Below are 16,361 nucleotides of genomic sequence, written 5' to 3' on the forward strand. Positions count from 1 at the left end.
ATCCAAACGTAGCCTGTTTTTGCAACTGTCTCTTGATCATTTCTTTGCTCAAGAGACAGTTAGAAGCAATATATTATAACCATCATCTTAACAATGCTGATTCTAGATTGCGTAGTATTCTAAATATAATAATCAACTCCCTGAACATCATCCAGAATTTCACGTGTTTGCTGATATTCAACATCCTGAGCAACACCATTAAAGAATCCACAATGCATCCGACCTACTGATGGTACAGAGGTAACTTTAGGTTGGCGAGCTTCTATCGCATCATTTAACTCATTCAATAATTTAATACCCTCATAAGTAGGTTGAATATACTCTACCTTTCTGGGTTCTTGCTCACCATACCCATACCAAGCTCCTGGAGTTGCTTGAGGAAATGTAAGACCCTTCATAATTTCAGAAGTATCTTTAGGTAGGTTTCTGGCTTTAACAACACTGCAATTGTCCTTAACCAAATCATACAGATCCCACGTAATGTCACCAGGATAAGTACGGCGAAATTCTGCAACTTCCGCTAATAATGCAAGTACTTCTTCATTTGGAGGTGAATCATTTTCAAGAGCTCGGTTTTCTTCAAAACAACGGTCTAAGAGACAAATAAATCGTTCTGCACTTTGATCATTATGAAACTCTTTAGCCACGCCAGGATAGCCTAAATGCTCACCATACTCTCGCAAAAGTCGAAGATATTCAAACTGACACTGGGAAAGATAAACCGTACTCATATAATCATAATATTCTTGAGACCAGATTGAATTGTCTCTCTGTAATTGATTAAGAAATTGATGCATTTCTCGATCCAGCTCGCGTAATTTGGGTTCAATTTCTTTAAGTTTCTCTACGGCCTCGTTACGACTGTTATCGTATACTTCTTTGCAGTTCGCCTGAATCACTATTAAGGGATTTAATGATGGAATTAAAACTCCTTTAAATTTTTTTCTCAATTCCTCATGTGCGATTATTGTCGTCATAGGATGATTTATTTTTTCGAGCTCAACATCACATTTTTCACAAAGCAAACGGCTCTCAGAGCTGATTTTCTTCATATCAACATACTTTTCAAGATTATTAGATCGTAGACCTTGCCAAATGGCGGTAGCGCTTGTTAAATCCCCTTTGCGGTAACATGAATTCATTAATTGGATGAATAGTTCATAATAAAAGACGCGCTTGGTAGGATCTTCTTGTCCCGCAATTAAGACAGTAATCAGGAGCTGCAAATCAGTAGCATAATCGCTCAAAGGATCAAGACTGTAGGCTCCCTTACGTTTATCTTTTGACTTATAATAAATTACATCTTCTTCTCGAACCTGGATAAATAATTGGCGGCAATGACTCACAAGGGATTCACTTAAATCATCTAAAAAATATTGGACCTGAGAAGTTATTTCCTGTCTATCTCTCTTATTGTGTTTATAAACTTGCTCAAATAAGGTATCAAGTTTATTTTCCATTTCTACATAAGCTTCGCTATTTAATATTCTGGGCATACTTCATTCTCTCTGAGAGTTAAATTAACATTTCTTTTAAAAGGCCGATGATTGTATCACCGCAATATTAAGAAATAATTAATAGCCATGATGTACTATTATCGAACCACTTGTGCAGGACAATTTTTCAAAAACAGTTCTCCTGAGTTTCAATAGAGATACACGATAAATATTTTAATAATTTGGAATTGATGTTACTGTTGGTTAAGGCGTCACGTAGAGAAATTTATGCCAAGCCTAAAGAAACTATTTTGAGGTCTCTTTTGATTTCGTACCAAGAGGAGTTGACTTACTCGATTTTTATTCTTGCCCATCTACAGCGCTCATGTTTATTATTATAACAACTTATGAGAGCCTTTGAAGTATGAAGCGAAACTCCATACAGAGTCTGCTTCTTCAATTCATTAAAATATTATAAGGTTAATAGGTAAATTCACTCTTAGTAGCCTCTTCTTCGCTTGACTCTTCAAGTATTATTTCTAGTTCCGATGCTTGAAAATCCTCTTCTTTTAAGGAACTACGACTGCGTTTGGAGGACAAAAAACCGTGGGAGGTTAATGGAACTCCGACATCTGTAAGCTCATACTGCTTTTTATCTGCTTTGATCTTATCTATTAAACTTTCTGGTGAGCGGCTCAAGGGGATATCTCGAGTCAAGTCATTGGATGATTGCTTTTTACCAATCTTTTCAGTTTTATTAAACATCTTATTCTTTCCTGTTTTATTAATTTCTAAATAATTCCAGTTGGATCTTAGCTAACAGTCCAAATCTACTTAAAGTCAGATACAACACCCTCTCCTAATACCAAAACTCTATCCATCTGTTTTGCTAACTGTTGATCATGGGTGACAATAACTAAAGCAGTATTCAATTTTCTATTAAGTTCCAGCATGAGATCAAATACTTTTGTTGCGGTAGTCTGGTCAAGATTTCCTGTGGGTTCATCCGCTAATACACAGTAAGGTTGATGCACTAGAGCTCTGGCTATCGCAACTCTTTGTCGCTCTCCGCCTGAAAGCTGTGCAGGTTTATGTGTTTTTCTTTCTTTAAGGCCAACATCATCCAACATTTTACTTGCTTCTGCCTCTGCATCCTTCACCGAGATATTTGCTAATAATAAAGGCATGCAAACATTTTCAAGTGCTGTAAACTCCGGTAACAAGTGATGAAACTGATAGATAAATCCCAAACCTTGATTACGTAGTTTACATCGTTGTTTTTCATTTATCGTTTGCCAATTTACATCCTTAATCGATACATCTCCGCTTGTTGGCCTATCCAATCCACCCAACAAATGCAATAAAGTGCTTTTCCCAGATCCTGAAGGCCCAATAATTGCTAAGCGTTCGCCTTGAGCTATGGACAAATCAATCCCTCGCAATACTTCGACTTTAGAAGTACCGTCATTGTATGACTTGCATAGTTTTTTCGCATTTAAAATAACATCACTCATAATGCAAAGCCTCCGCAATCACTGTTTTTGAGGCCCGCCAGGCAGGATAAATTGTTGCGAGAAAACTCATTAATAACGCCATAACACAAACCTTCCATAGATCGCTAAACAGAATTTCTGAAGGTAAATAGTCAACAAAATAAATGCTGGACGATAAAACTTTAACATGAAACCAGCTTTGCAGATGATTCACAATTGTGGTTGCATTTTTTGCCAATACTAATCCACCAAGTAAACCAAAAAGGGTGCCTACAATTCCCACCATCATTCCTTGCACTATAAATGTCCATAATATGGTAGAAGGCGTCGCACCAATAGTTCTTAAAATAGCGATTTCTGCTTGTTTGTCATTAACAACCATCACCAGGGAAGATACTAAATTAAATGCAGCCACTGCGATAATCAGCAATAAGATGAGAAACATCATTGTTTTTTCCATTTTAACCGCCTGGAAAAAGGCACCATATTGCTGGGTCCAATTGCCTACCTGATACTCGCCACCTAATAAATTCGATAATTGATTAGATAATTCGGGGGCTTGATAAACATTATCTATTTTCATCTTGATTCCAGTTACCTCATCACCCATTTGCAATAATTTTTGCGCATCTCCCATATTGATGAATGCCAACTTAGTATCAAAATTAAACCCACTTCCAGCAGAAAAAACCCCAACTACGGTGAATCGTTTAAAGCGAGGAATCATTCCGGCAGGGGTAACTGTTGCCTGAGGAATCATAACGGTGACCTTATCCCCAATCATCATCCCCATGCTGTCTGCAAGCCCTCTACCCAAGATAATGCCAAAATCTTTTAAATTATTTAGACTCCCAGCAAGCAATTTATCTTGTAAGTGGCTCATCTGTTGTTCTTTCTCGGGTAAAATTCCCGTTAAGACAATAGGTAAAACCTGTCCGTCATTAACCATTAATCCCTGTCCGCCAACATAAGGTGCGAGTGCTTTAATTTCAGGGATCGTTTGGATTTCTTTAGCCACTTCAGGCCAATTACTCAGTCGTTCATTGGGCCCGGAAACCGTAATTTCAGGAGCCATCCCAAAAAACCGATTATGGATTTGCTGGTCAAATCCATTCATTACCGATAAGACCGTAATAAGAACCATCACGCCTAAGCCTATACCTAACATCGAGCTTAACGAAATAAAGGAAACAAAATGATTCTTCTTTCTGGAACGCGTATAGCGCAACCCCATAAAAAGGGCTAATGGTTTATACATATTTGCTTTGATTTTTGGTTAAAGCCTTATTGTAGTGAAAAAATCATCCAAGAGATATACCTTATACCTAGTTCGACTCATTTATATTGTCTCATCAGATAACCCACATATATTAACGTAGATTATTGTTTTATCGTCACTAATTTTACAAATTGTAAATTTAAATTATTTAAAGTAACATGTTTTAACAATCAAACCATTGACTTTACAGAAGGACGATTATGGCCACATCGCAAGTAGAAGCGAAAAAAATCATCTTCAGTGATAAGATTATTGCTTTGGTCAATAAGCCAGATGTTCATTTTGATGAAATAGATGCATTAGTTAGTGAAGAACTTGCGGTAGTCCCCGGGGGCGACGCACTTGACCAGTTAACTGATTTCATTCATCTCGTTTCCTTCACTAAAGCAAAACACTTTTCTCATCCTGTCTTGGCCTTGCAGGTGTTTCTCAATGAAAATACAAGCCAGGAAACACGCAGAGCTCTGATTAAAGCAATTAGGATGGCACCTGCACGCGATGATAAAATTTATGAGCTCATTTGTCTTTTGGCCCAAAAAGAAAAGCTTGCTCGATATACGCAAATAACTCATGTTACTCCGCTTCCATTAACTATAGGTGAAGGTGACCTGAGACATACGGAAGAATATAGTGATTGGTATTTAATTTTTGATCTATTTGGACTCTGTAAAAGCCTGCCTTCTGAATTAACTCCTTTAATGACAGAATTGTTAACCACAGCGACCCCCTCAGTGGAAGACCTGCGAACACTGGAACAATTTCTTAAATTCATAGACAGGCTCGATCTTTTACGAAAAGATATAATAGAAGCAATGCTGCCTCAATTAAGATATAAAAGCAGTATAGAAAAACTCCAATCGTTGCTGGGCTATTTACAAAGTAATGATTTGCTGCACCCCAGTATTTTAAAACACACTCTGCCCTTATTACATCGTTTAGACGCACTTAAAATTTTTTTCAATGCCTACCTGCGCGAACTACAATCTGTCGAGTCATGCCAAGAAACATTAGAAATACTCAATCCCTTTTGCCAACTTTCTCTGCCTGAGAAGGGAAGTTATGATGATGTAGTACCAACCAATACCCCGTTACATCAAGCCATTATTGAACGCAACCTTTTTAATCTGAAACATGCATTGAGCTTGGCAAACTCGAAACTTCTCTTAGCAACTTCTTATGACAATACAGCCCTGCTCTTAGCCTGCAAACTGGCTGATAAAGAAGCTGCAAAGCATATTTTGGAAAAAATGCGCGAACTAAAGTGTGATGTAAATTACAGTGACCATCATGGGATGACTGCGCTTCATTGGGCGAGATTTTATCATTTTGATGATTTAAGTAGGGAACTTATTGAAGCAGGTGCTCATGAAGAATTAAAAGCAACAAACGGTAAAAACTGTACCTACTTCGCAAAACATCAATTTACGCTTGCTGATTTTAAAATAGAAGGTCGTGAAATTGTCGAGGATTTCTTTAAATTAAAAAATTGTGCCTTGACTGACATTGCCTTTCATGCAGATAAAATTGCCTTAAATTTAAAATTAACCACCTCAAAAGAAATCTTGGATTTGTATCAAAAAGATGAAATGGCGCAGATTCGCTCATCCAATCGTTTCCTCTTATTTTTTAAAGCTTTTCGTACCCGATTCGTTGAATGGTTAGGGAAACAAAGAGAACTGGATTATCAATCCAGCTCGCCATCTGCTGAACAAAGAGTGGTTCCCAGCTAAGTGCACATATGATACCTAGGTGAAGAATACCTGTCTCGTGATCACATTTCTGCCAATCGCGAACAAACCGCGGGACGTCGGAATAGAGTTAGACTGGCTTTTTTCAGCAAAGAATCAATAAAGAACACTCAGTACAGTATTTTTTTAATAAACTAGCGGTTATCCTATGTAACCAATATGTAAAACCTGCTATCAGGTAAGGTAATGTGTATGAATCCTAGCTCTTGGTATTATCCCTCACTCATTGCTTTGTGTCTTTATGGTGCCTGGGGCTATTGGGGCACACGGGCATCAAGTTTCATTAATCCCCTGTCCATCACTTTTTATTCAAGCATAGGTGTATTAATTTCTGGCATCATCGCTTTGGTACTGCTTGATTTCAAACTGGATCTTTGCCCTAAAGGCAGTGCGTACGGACTATTGAACGGCTTAGCAAGCGGGATTGCCTGTATTTTTTTTATTGCCGCGCTTCGTAACGGACCTACAATGCCTGTGGTGCTCGTCACATCGATGTATCCTATGATTACGCTATTATTGTGTGTTGTGTTTCTGAAACAGGGACTAACATTCAAACATGGATTGGGTATGGTCTTTGCAATTCTTGCTTTAATCTTATTTGCTACAGAATGAATGTGATTGGTGCCCAGGGCCGGAATCGAACCGGCATGGTGTTACCACCGAGGGATTTTAAGTCCCTTGCGTCTACCTGTTTCGCCACCTGGGCAATCGATTATGGAGGCTGAGGCCGGAATCGAACCGGCGTACACGGCTTTGCAGGCCGCTGCATGACCACTCTGCCACACAGCCCCAATTAATACTTCTATATCTTCCTAGCTCTAAAAAAAAAAGCGACTTTTTGTCGCTTTAATTTGGAGCGGGAAACGAGACTCGAACTCGCGACCCCAACCTTGGCAAGGTTGTGCTCTACCAACTGAGCTATTCCCGCGTCTCTACGGGGTGTGATTCTACCGAAATTTAACACCCTGTCAATAATAAAATTAATTTTTTTTCGTTAATTCTGGCCAAGCAATTGCCAGGTAAATAATCATCGACCAAATCGTTAAAATTGCGGCCACATAAAGTAAGACAAAACCAAAAATACCGCCCCAAGTATCCTCCGGATTAAACGCAAGCAATAAAAATAAAGCAATCATTTGCAAAAACGTTTTTATCTTACCCACATAGCCTACGGTAACACTCGCCCTTCTGCCAATTTCAGCCATCCACTCCCGTAATGCTGAAATAACAATTTCGCGTCCAACAATAACCATAGCAGGAATAGTAATGTAGTTAATTTCCTTAGCTCCTACCAATAACAGTAAACTGGTAGAAACCAATAACTTATCTGCAACCGGATCAAGAAAAGCACCAAAAGGAGACATCATCTTGAGTTTACGCGCCAAATAGCCATCTAACCAATCAGTAAAACTTGCTGCAGCAAAAATACTGGCTGCTAACATATGCGCAAATGAAAGCGGCAAATAAAAGACAATAACAAATACTGGAATGAGCATAATCCGCAGTAATGTTAATAAATTCGGCAAACTGGTTAATGTACTCAACGCTTGATACTCCCTATACATATGTCTAAATAAAGCAACCCCCATCCTATGAAGTAAGCCCAAAAAATTAAACCTAGCCTGAATGAGCGAAACTGAGTCCTGCTGCAATTAAGTTAAGTGTACGTAAAGTATCATCCCGCGCAGGGGAATCCAACTCTAAATCGAAGACCAAAGTTAATTTAGAAAATGGATTCCCGCCTATGCGGGAATGACAAAGTTCCTTAACTGTGCCCCTCCATCCCTACTCGATGGGAGAGAAAACTTTTTTTATTTAATAGTTGTACCGATTCATCGTCACGCAAACTACAGAAAAGCTACGCAAGCAGTTAACTACTCTTCGCTAAATTTAAAAAATCTGCGATTTGCTTATAATCATCAAATACTACGATCGCACCAGCAGCTTTAAGGGCTGCCTCTTCTTGTTGATGATAAATATCTATTCCTACCGCAGTAACTTGAGCACTTTTTGCCATTTCCATATCGGTTAGTGAATCACCTATCATTAAAGTTGTAGCAGCAGTTCCTCCATATTCCTCAATAATTTCTTCCAACATCTGCGGATAAGGTTTTGCAGGAACTTGTCCCGCAGAACGAGTTACTTTAAACAGTGTATCCAGACCCGTAGCCTGCAAGGCACGTACCAAGGATTGATGTCCTTTGTTGGTCGCAATTGCCAGGTTTATCTTAGCTTCGTGCAATTGATAGATCAGTTCACGCACGCCAGGCATCAAACATACATCCGATGAACGAGAGTTCAAAGCCAACTGTACAGCTTGTAATAATTGCTGATGTTGTGTTGCTGCCAAATGAGGATAGGTTTTCCTCAAAGCCTGTACTAAACCCAAATCAACATATTTTCTCGCTTGTTGGGGATCAAAATCACCAAATCCCAGCAGATTCGCTTCTGTAGCAACTACATGTAAAATTATTCCTAAAGTATCCGCAATAGTACCTTCCCAGTCAAATACTACCAAATCATATGGATTGCTCATTGCTCACTACGCTCCTCGCACGCAATTGTTTTAGTGCAGTAGAAAAATGGTTATCTGCATCAGCTTGAAACAAATGCTTTGTACCATTCAATTCAAATTGAATGGATCGTGCATGTAAAAAAAGACGATGATGCTGATTATCTATCCCTTCGATTTCTCCTGCAAGTGCCCCATATTTTTTATCTCCGACAATAACATGTCCTAAATGAGCACTGTGCACACGAATTTGGTGCGTACGCCCCGTTTTGGGACTGGCTTCAACCCAACATGCCTGTTGATAATTTTCAAGAAGCTTAAATTTTGTTTCAGAATCTTTTCCTTCTTCTTTAACCGATACAATACGCTCACCTGATTTTAAAGTATTTTTTTCAAGTGCAGCACGAACAATCACTTGTTTTTTATTTTCCCAACGATGTGTTAGTAATGCCCAATAAGTTTTTTGCACCTCACGTGACTCAAGCAGCGCATGCATTGCCCTGAGAGTACTTCTTTTTTTGGCTAACAAAAGGCACCCGGAAGTTTCCTTATCAAGACGATGAATTAATTCCAAATAATGCAAATCATCTCTCGTTTTTCTCAACGCTTCGATTACACCAAGACTCAAACCACTACCTCCATGAACGGCGATACCTGCTGGCTTGTTAATTACCAAAAAACATGAATCTTCAAAGATGATGCTTTCCTTCAGTCGTTTTGCCAAGGCATCACCGACAAATACTTCTTTTGATGCCGACAGGCGAATTGGAGGAATACGAACACTGTCTCCAGCATGCAATCTTGAACTGACTTGCGCTCTTTTTTTGTTAACCCGCACTTCTCCGCCACGGATTATCCTATAGATATGGCTTTTGGGAACACCTTTTAAAATACGAATCAAGTAATTATCCAGACGTTGTCCTTCTTCTTCATTACTGATTTCTTTATAACTTACTTCACTCATTGTCAATAAACCTGTTTGCTGGGCGTGATTTTTTTGATATGATCGCCTGTAGCGTGGGAAAATTTCCATGCAACCGAATTATAACGCATTTAAATAAAAAGCGTGACTATTTACTTTAAAGTATACGCTAGTCATTGAGGAAATGGGGTTTTAACCCAACCTAAATGAATAAGTACGTGTTAAATAAAAAAATAGCGCTTCCATTTAAGCCTAAAGATATAAGGAAGCGACCCAATGCCAGAGATAAATTGAGCATATTTTTGACAGAAACCTACGCATGCCAGACATGCTTTATACCGATTATGAATTACTTCAGGGTTTTCGCACGCCTTTGGCTTCATATTTCAACTCGTTTGATTTGTAATCAGTATATTTCACAGTGTGCACCTCTCATTGAAAAGGGAACATGCGTAAAGTCTGTATATATGGCTATGGGTTCGCCTAAAGATCACATCGCTTATTGTTCAATTCCAGATTCTACTGACCTATTACCTAATTGCGCTGAAGCACCCGGGGTTCCAAACATTGCAACAAAGCATACTGATGTGTGCAACGTAGCACGAAAAATCCCGACGTCAGCCAAAAGTGTAGAAATGCCAGTAAATCTTAGGACCTGTTTACAATTTGCTAGATTGAGTCGCAAAGCTTTGATTTTCGAACACTGAAGCAGCAACCCAGAAAATCAATACATTCCGACTCAAGATAGTAGAGTTGTAAGCAGGTCCAATTGAACCTCTAAGGTATTGAGCCTTATACTATCTCAACTTAAATGACTGCGCCCTAATTATGGGGTATTAGATGGAAAAAATGTTAATCAATGCAATACAAACTGAAGAAGTTCGTGTTGCACTCGTGAAAGACCGGTATTTGTTTGACCTGGATATTGAATGTCCTGGTGAAGTGAAAAAAAAGGGGAATATCTATAAAGCAACTGTTACTAGACGAGAACCGAGCCTCGATGCTGTTTTTGTAGAGTACGGTTCTAAACGTCAAGGCTTCTTGCCTCTTAAAGAAATCGCACCTGAATATCTAAGCAAAAATCTTGAAGAATTTGGTGATGAAAAACCACCAATTACTTCGCTAATCCGTGAAGGCCAGGAATTACTGGTCCAAGTAGACAAAGAAGAACGCGGCAGCAAAGGTGCTGCGCTGACTACCTACATTACTTTAGCAGGTTGCTATCTGGTTCTGATGCCTAATAATCCTCGTTCTGGCGGGATATCACGACGTATTGAAGGAGACGAACGTGATGAACTGCGTGAAACACTCAATGCACTGACTTTGCCCGAAGATATGGGACTTATTATCCGCACAGCCGGTGTAGGTAAAAGCCAAGAAGAGTTGCAAGATGACCTGGATATGCTGTGCAATCAATGGCAATCAATCAAACAAGCTTATAATACAGAACTTGCTCCCTGTTTGATTCATCAAGAGGGTGATGTCATCATTCGCTCTATTCGCGATAACTTACGCAAGTCAATCAGCGAAATCATTATTGACGATCAAATTTCTTACATCAAAGCCAAACAATACATTGAGCGAGTAAAACCTGAATTTTTACCTAATCTGAAGCTCTATAACAGCAGCATCCCCTTGTTTAACTTTTATCAAATTGAAAGCCAAATAGAGACTGCATTTCAACGACAAGTGATGTTGCCTTCTGGTGGTGCTTTGGTAATCGACAGAACCGAGGCTCTGGTGTCAATTGATGTCAATTCAGCTAAAGCAACTAGCGGGTCAGATATTGAAGCAACAGCCTTCAATACCAATATCGAAGCAGCTGACGAAATTGCACGTCAGTTACGTTTACGTGATTTGGGTGGTTTGGTCGTCATCGATTTTATCGATATGAGCTCCAGTAAGAATCAACGTGATGTAGAAAATCGCTTGAAAGAAGCATTGCAGGCAGATAGAGCGCGTATCCAAATTGGACGTATCTCGCGTTTTGGTCTTTTGGAAATGTCTCGTCAACGTCTCAGATTATCATTGGGTGAAAGTGCTCAGGAAGTTTGCCCTCGTTGTGAAGGACGTGGGACTGTACGTAATATTCAGTCTCATGGGCTGGCAATTACGCGTCTTATTGAAGAAGAAGCATTAAAGGAAAAGACCGCTGAAATACAAGTACAACTTCCTGCGGAAATGGCGACCTTTATCATCAATGAAAAACGCAGTTTCATTAGAGACATTGAAAAAAGACATGGCGTCTCAGTGATGATTATTGCTAATCCCTACATGCACTTACCTCAGTATTCCATCACACGCCTTAAAGAAGATAACGTAGGTAAATCTAAAAAACCCAGCTACACTTTAATCCAACAACCTGAATTACAGGTTTCCAGTAGCGAGGCTGAAGCTTCTTTACGTGATGAACCCGCGGTCAAATCCTTTGCAGAACATCCACCTGCAAAAAGTGCCCAAGCCAGTTTTATCAAACGTTTATGGTCCAGTTTATTTGGAGGCGGGCATACAGACTCTTTAAGTCCGGCACCACAAAGCCAATCTAAAAGAGTGCATGGCCGTAATCAGCCTCAGGCAAAAACCTCCAAAGGTTCTGGGGACAGAAGACCACAAAACCGGCGACGCCGGCCCAGTGGTAATCAACAACAACGAACCAGTACAAGTACGAGTCACGCTTCAGGTCAGAATCGTAGAAAAGGAAATCAGCAACAAGGAAATGTCAAATCCTCGGTTGCTAATAAAGGGGAAGGCAATAAAAAAAGAGAACCTGCAATAAAAGAATAAAGTTGAACGAATTGTAGCTTGGGTGGAGGCGCACGCCGAAACCCGGGGTTCAGATAAATTTACTGTACATAACCCGGGTTCCGTTGCACTCCACCCAGGCTACAATTTGAGCCTCCATCGTGTGAATGGTTGCTCCTCTAGTTTTCCTCTTTCCACAACAAAAAATGATTTAATAAAACAAGGAGAGTTTTTAAATGATACCCGTCAAAGGCTATGCTGCTCAAAGCGTAAAAGCGCAACTCACCCCATATTCATTTGAGCGCCGCGATGTTGGAAAAAATGATGTACTCATTGACATCCATTATTGCGGCATTTGTCATTCAGACATTCATCAAGTGAGAGATGAATGGGGCGGCTCTTTATTTCCAATGGTTCCAGGACATGAAATTATTGGTGTGGTCAATCAAGTAGGTTCATCTGTTACCAAGTTTAAAGTAGGTGATCCTGTTGGTGTTGGTTGTTTTGTTGATTCGTGCCGACAATGTGAAAGCTGCCATGAAGGAATGGAGCACTTTTGCGAAAAAGGAATGACTCTAACGTATAACAATATTGAGCGAAATAGCAGTAATCTTGCTCAGGGTGGCTACTCTACCAAAATTGTAGTGGATGAAAATTACGTCCTGAAAATTCCTAAAAACTTACCTATGGACGCGGCAGCACCTCTTCTTTGTGCAGGAATAACACTTTATTCTCCTCTTAGACATTGGCATGCTGGTCCTGGAAAACGCGTGGGTATTTTAGGTTTGGGAGGACTTGGACATATGGGGGTCAAATTAGCCCATGCAATGGGGGCAGAAGTAACCGTATTGAGTCATTCACTGAATAAAGAAGCGGATGGCAAACGTATGGGTGCTGATCATTTCTTTGCAACTTCGGATCCTGAGACTTTTCAAAAATTAACTAATTATTTTGATCTGATTATCTGTACTGTTTCCGCTAAAATCGATTGGAATGAATACATCAAATTACTGAAACGTGATGGAACCATGGTTGTGGTTGGAATCCCAGAAGAATCCATCCCAATTAATCCATTTTCCATGATATCCAGACGAAGAAGCTTGGCTGGATCGATGATTGGAGGCATTAAAGAAACTCAGGAAATGCTTGATTTTTGCGGCAAACACAACATCGCATCGGATATTGAATTAATCCCTATACAACAAGTCAACGAAGCATATGAACGTGTCGTGAAAAGTGATGTTCGCTATCGTTTTGTTATTGATATAGCGTCTCTATCATAAAAAAACTCTATTGGCGACTTCTCCCGTACAAAAGGGATCTTTTACATTGTTGGACTCAGTGTAGCCTGGGTGCAGCGCAGCGAAACCCGGGTTCCGCTGCGCTGCACCCAGGCTACACTATACGGACTATAGGTGAGTGTGAGAGTATTTTTAGAACAATTTTCGTTCCGGGTTTCGCTGCGTACCATCCAAGTTACGGTACAGCAGTAAGTGATGCTGTTCCAAATAAACTCAAAATTAAAAATGCCAGAAAAATAATAATAAACAAAAAGAAGAGCACTTTGGCGATACTGGTAGCCGTTGACGCAATCCCACGAAAACCAAATAAGCCTGCGACAATGGCGACAACTAAAAAGATGAGCGCCCACTTTAACATAATGATCTCCCTATCTAAAAATAAGATAATTCTTACTTTTGATTATAGCTGAAAAAAATATACGCAATGGGCTTGTAGCCTGGGTGCAGCGAAGCGGAACCCGGGATGAGCTGCTACAATATCCCCAGGTTCCGCTTCGCTGCATCCAGGCTACATCTATGTTTTTTAATAAAAAAATTTGAAAATCATAAATCCGTGGCAACAGGGTTAACACCAATATTAGGATTAATGCCGCAGTCATCGAGAATTTTAAGTAAATTATTACCTTTTTTTGTTAATCGTTTAATGCAATATTCTTCAAGATAACTTTTCAAAATGTACTCATAATCAGGGAGAGTTAAAATTTTAAGTATTTTCTCCGCCATTTCTAAATGCCGTTTGTTTGCATAATTACATGCTTGAAATAAAACGCCCCCTAACATTGCCGCGATACTTGCTTTACGCATAGGGTTCGCCAAATAAAAACGCTGGATGCATTCATCTATAGCTCGTTCTTTATCCCACGCTACCCACTCATTATAAAAGGCCATGGCAGGGTCCGAAGTAAAAAAACTGCTGTGTTCCAATCCTTGAATCGCATAGGCAACTGCCACAATTGCTTGTATATTGGCCCAAGAACAATTGCCGCTGATTTGTGAGCTAATCGGCATTCTTGCCACCGGAACCAAACCTAATTGCTGATTGATCTGCTGGTGAAAATAACGTCTTGCTTGTTTTTTATAAAGAAAATTTTGTAAAAACCGTGCATTGAGTGCTTCAGGAGAAGTAATTTTATAGATATTAACGCTTCCCTCCTGCAGGCTATTTTCACCTCGATCAATTTTAGCCCACCATTGACCAAAGCGAATAAACCCCATAGCATGGCCACGGCTTGCAGCTGGAAGAATTAACATAGGCGCTTTTAAAGCCTCATTCAGCCTCTGCATATGTTGTTTATCCAGGAAAGGCAAGTGCTGATATTGTAAAAGCTCTTCTGCAAGCAAAAATGCATCCATAATGACATAAGCTAACGGAAAATACTCGCGCAAATGACGGGTTGAATAACTGTTGATAAAACGCCTTAAGGCATCTCTTATTACTGCAACAGTAAATTCAAGAATGAATCCTTCATAGTCCAGTTCAATAAATTCACCCTTGGCATTGACTATATCTACATCGCCTTGTAATTCAAAACGATGTCCAATCAACTTGCCATTAATAAAATCAAGGGCAAAATCGAGCTTGGCTCCATTTTGATAGAGTAAGTGTTTGAGTGTTTCTTGATTGCGTAATACAGGATAAACCAAAATAGAAAGCCCATTACGGGTATAAGCATTGGAATCTGCACCATGATTTAATAACAACTGCGCCATCGCCACATCATTATTATCTACAGCCCAATGCAAAGGGGTACGCCCTGTTACATCTGCTTTATTCACGTCAACTTTGCGCGCAATTAATTGCTCTGCAATTTCAATTTGACGCGTAATGGCACACTCAATTAAAGGCGTAAAACCGTATTCATCGATGTCATCTAATGATTCTCCTGCCCGAAGGTAAGCTTCAAAATCAGGCATTCGATGACTGATTATGTCACTTGCTATTGTCATTACTAAGGACCTCTAGGTTTAGGTGTATTAGTGAATTTTGGCATATGGCCTAAACGCAGTTGTTTTTCTTGTTCCTGATTGCGTCGTTCATTATCGTATTCTCGTCGCGCCTCAGTATTTAATGGGGGTTCAGGGTTTAAAGGAGAGTCAATGCCATCAAAACGCTGACTGTCTAGTGCTGGATGTTGCAAAATATTATTTTGCAATTCACCTTCAGGGCCGGGCTGAGCCTCATAGTCAGAGTGTTCCCGAGCTTTCACTAATGCGATCCTTCGCTCCCCTTGCTGTTCGGCCAAACGTCTCTGTCGTTCCATAGCCTTAGTTTCAGCAACTAAAAAGGAAGTACTTTTTTCGATGCGCGTTGGTTTCGGAAGATCCTGTTTTGTTTTAAGCAAAACATACACCGCGCCAATGCCGCCATCTTTAGGTTGTGCGCTGTGAAAAGCCGCAACCTCTACAATTTGCGGCAACCAGTGATTGATTAAATTCTTTAGTAGAGGAAGAGTATTTTTAGGACCTTCTACGCCATGAACAATGAGTACGCACTGTTTATTATTTTTCACCTTCTTTTGAATAAATTCCAACAAAGAATTACGGGCACTCTCTGGCTGTAACCCGGAAAGGTCCAGCTTTGCGTCCCAGGGTATATATCCTGTTTTTAATTCATGATACCGTTTCGCAGAAACATTGGGAGTAACATAAGATAAAATACTACTCGCAAGAACCGGCTCTTCGATATCATCGGTTAAATAATATTCATTTAGCATATTTTCAAAAATTCAATAGTATTAATAGAAGTATAACTTAGGTTGTAAAAAGTAGGAGATTTTTTTAAACGACCTGTTAATTGATCAAAATACTATATTAGTAACGTAGCCTGGGTGCAGTGCAGCGTAACCCGGGTTATGGAAGCGTGTTGTTTATCCAGAAACCCGGGTTACGGCTTCGCCTGCACCCAGGCTACACACTACACACTACACA

Annotated in this window: 14 protein-coding genes and 3 tRNA genes; 4 read left to right on the forward strand and 13 right to left on the reverse strand. The window is 39.8% G+C overall.

Annotation, left to right across the window (positions count from 1 at the left end; genetic code table 11):
- Positions 1–119: 119 nt before the first annotated feature.
- The 4 genes from Lani_RS13010 to Lani_RS13025 form a co-directional block, all read right to left on the reverse strand.
- Positions 120–1,496 carry a RasGEF domain-containing protein gene (locus tag Lani_RS13010; protein ID WP_019234778.1) on the reverse strand — a complete coding sequence of 459 codons (1,377 nt, stop codon included), beginning with the start codon at positions 1,494–1,496 and terminating at the stop codon, positions 120–122.
- Between the two features lie 420 nt (positions 1,497–1,916).
- A complete protein-coding gene (locus Lani_RS13015; protein WP_019234777.1) occupies positions 1,917–2,201 on the reverse strand; it encodes a hypothetical protein in 285 nt (94 codons plus the stop codon).
- A 65-nt stretch (positions 2,202–2,266) separates the two neighbouring features.
- Positions 2,267–2,950 carry a lipoprotein-releasing ABC transporter ATP-binding protein LolD gene (gene lolD / locus Lani_RS13020; RefSeq protein WP_019234776.1) on the reverse strand — a complete coding sequence of 228 codons (684 nt, stop codon included), beginning with the start codon at positions 2,948–2,950 and terminating at the stop codon, positions 2,267–2,269.
- On the reverse strand, positions 2,943–4,187 hold the full coding sequence (locus tag Lani_RS13025) for a lipoprotein-releasing ABC transporter permease subunit (protein WP_019234775.1): 1,245 nt from the start codon (positions 4,185–4,187) through the stop codon (positions 2,943–2,945). The genes lolD and Lani_RS13025 overlap by 8 nt, the downstream gene beginning before the upstream one ends.
- A 221-nt stretch (positions 4,188–4,408) precedes the next feature.
- Between Lani_RS13025 and ankQ the strand changes: the two genes are divergently transcribed.
- Both ankQ and Lani_RS13035 read left to right on the forward strand, forming a co-directional pair.
- On the forward strand, positions 4,409–5,938 hold the full coding sequence (ankQ, locus tag Lani_RS13030) for a Dot/Icm T4SS effector AnkQ/LegA10 (RefSeq protein WP_019234774.1): 1,530 nt from the start codon (positions 4,409–4,411) through the stop codon (positions 5,936–5,938).
- A gap of 210 nt (positions 5,939–6,148) precedes the next feature.
- Positions 6,149–6,568 (forward strand): EamA family transporter, encoded by a 420-nt coding sequence (locus Lani_RS13035; RefSeq protein ID WP_019234773.1) that lies wholly within the window; start codon positions 6,149–6,151, stop codon positions 6,566–6,568.
- Positions 6,569–6,575: 7 nt separating this feature from the next.
- Here the strand turns inward: Lani_RS13035 and Lani_RS13040 are convergent.
- From Lani_RS13040 to Lani_RS13065, 6 genes are all read right to left on the reverse strand, one after another.
- Positions 6,576–6,662, reverse strand: a tRNA-Leu gene (locus Lani_RS13040).
- Positions 6,663–6,671: 9 nt separating this feature from the next.
- A tRNA-Cys gene (locus tag Lani_RS13045) sits at positions 6,672–6,745 on the reverse strand.
- Between the two features lie 63 nt (positions 6,746–6,808).
- Positions 6,809–6,884: transfer RNA gene (locus tag Lani_RS13050), tRNA-Gly, on the reverse strand.
- A gap of 52 nt (positions 6,885–6,936) precedes the next feature.
- Positions 6,937–7,500: a CDP-diacylglycerol--glycerol-3-phosphate 3-phosphatidyltransferase gene (gene pgsA, locus Lani_RS13055; RefSeq protein ID WP_040523126.1), complete on the reverse strand. Its 564-nt coding sequence runs from the start codon at positions 7,498–7,500 to the stop codon at positions 6,937–6,939.
- A gap of 326 nt (positions 7,501–7,826) precedes the next feature.
- Complete coding sequence (locus tag Lani_RS13060) at positions 7,827–8,492, reverse strand: HAD family hydrolase (protein WP_019234771.1); 666 nt, start codon at positions 8,490–8,492, stop codon at positions 7,827–7,829.
- On the reverse strand, positions 8,476–9,432 hold the full coding sequence (locus Lani_RS13065; RefSeq protein WP_040523123.1) for an RluA family pseudouridine synthase: 957 nt from the start codon (positions 9,430–9,432) through the stop codon (positions 8,476–8,478). The genes Lani_RS13060 and Lani_RS13065 overlap by 17 nt, the downstream gene beginning before the upstream one ends.
- A gap of 798 nt (positions 9,433–10,230) precedes the next feature.
- Here Lani_RS13065 and Lani_RS13075 point away from each other — a divergent pair.
- Positions 10,231–12,174 carry an Rne/Rng family ribonuclease gene (locus Lani_RS13075; RefSeq protein WP_019234768.1) on the forward strand — a complete coding sequence of 648 codons (1,944 nt, stop codon included), beginning with the start codon at positions 10,231–10,233 and terminating at the stop codon, positions 12,172–12,174.
- Positions 12,175–12,368: 194 nt separating this feature from the next.
- Complete coding sequence (locus Lani_RS13080) at positions 12,369–13,415, forward strand: NAD(P)-dependent alcohol dehydrogenase (RefSeq protein ID WP_019234767.1); 1,047 nt, start codon at positions 12,369–12,371, stop codon at positions 13,413–13,415.
- A gap of 193 nt (positions 13,416–13,608) precedes the next feature.
- On the opposite strand, the gene Lani_RS13085 is transcribed toward Lani_RS13080, so the two are convergent.
- The 3 genes from Lani_RS13085 to Lani_RS13095 all read right to left on the reverse strand — a co-directional run bounded on the left by Lani_RS13085 (position 13,609) and on the right by Lani_RS13095 (position 16,147).
- Positions 13,609–13,791: a DUF1328 domain-containing protein gene (locus tag Lani_RS13085; RefSeq protein WP_019234766.1), complete on the reverse strand. Its 183-nt coding sequence runs from the start codon at positions 13,789–13,791 to the stop codon at positions 13,609–13,611.
- 185 nt (positions 13,792–13,976) lie between these two features.
- On the reverse strand, positions 13,977–15,380 hold the full coding sequence (gene ankH, locus Lani_RS13090; RefSeq protein ID WP_019234765.1) for a Dot/Icm T4SS effector AnkH/LegA3: 1,404 nt from the start codon (positions 15,378–15,380) through the stop codon (positions 13,977–13,979).
- Positions 15,381–15,382: 2 nt separating this feature from the next.
- On the reverse strand, positions 15,383–16,147 hold the full coding sequence (locus Lani_RS13095; protein ID WP_019234764.1) for a Smr/MutS family protein: 765 nt from the start codon (positions 16,145–16,147) through the stop codon (positions 15,383–15,385).
- Positions 16,148–16,361 lie beyond the last annotated feature (214 nt).

It is taken from the genome of Legionella anisa (genome assembly GCF_001467525.1).
GTDB classification, from domain to species: Bacteria; Pseudomonadota; Gammaproteobacteria; order Legionellales; family Legionellaceae; genus Legionella; species Legionella anisa.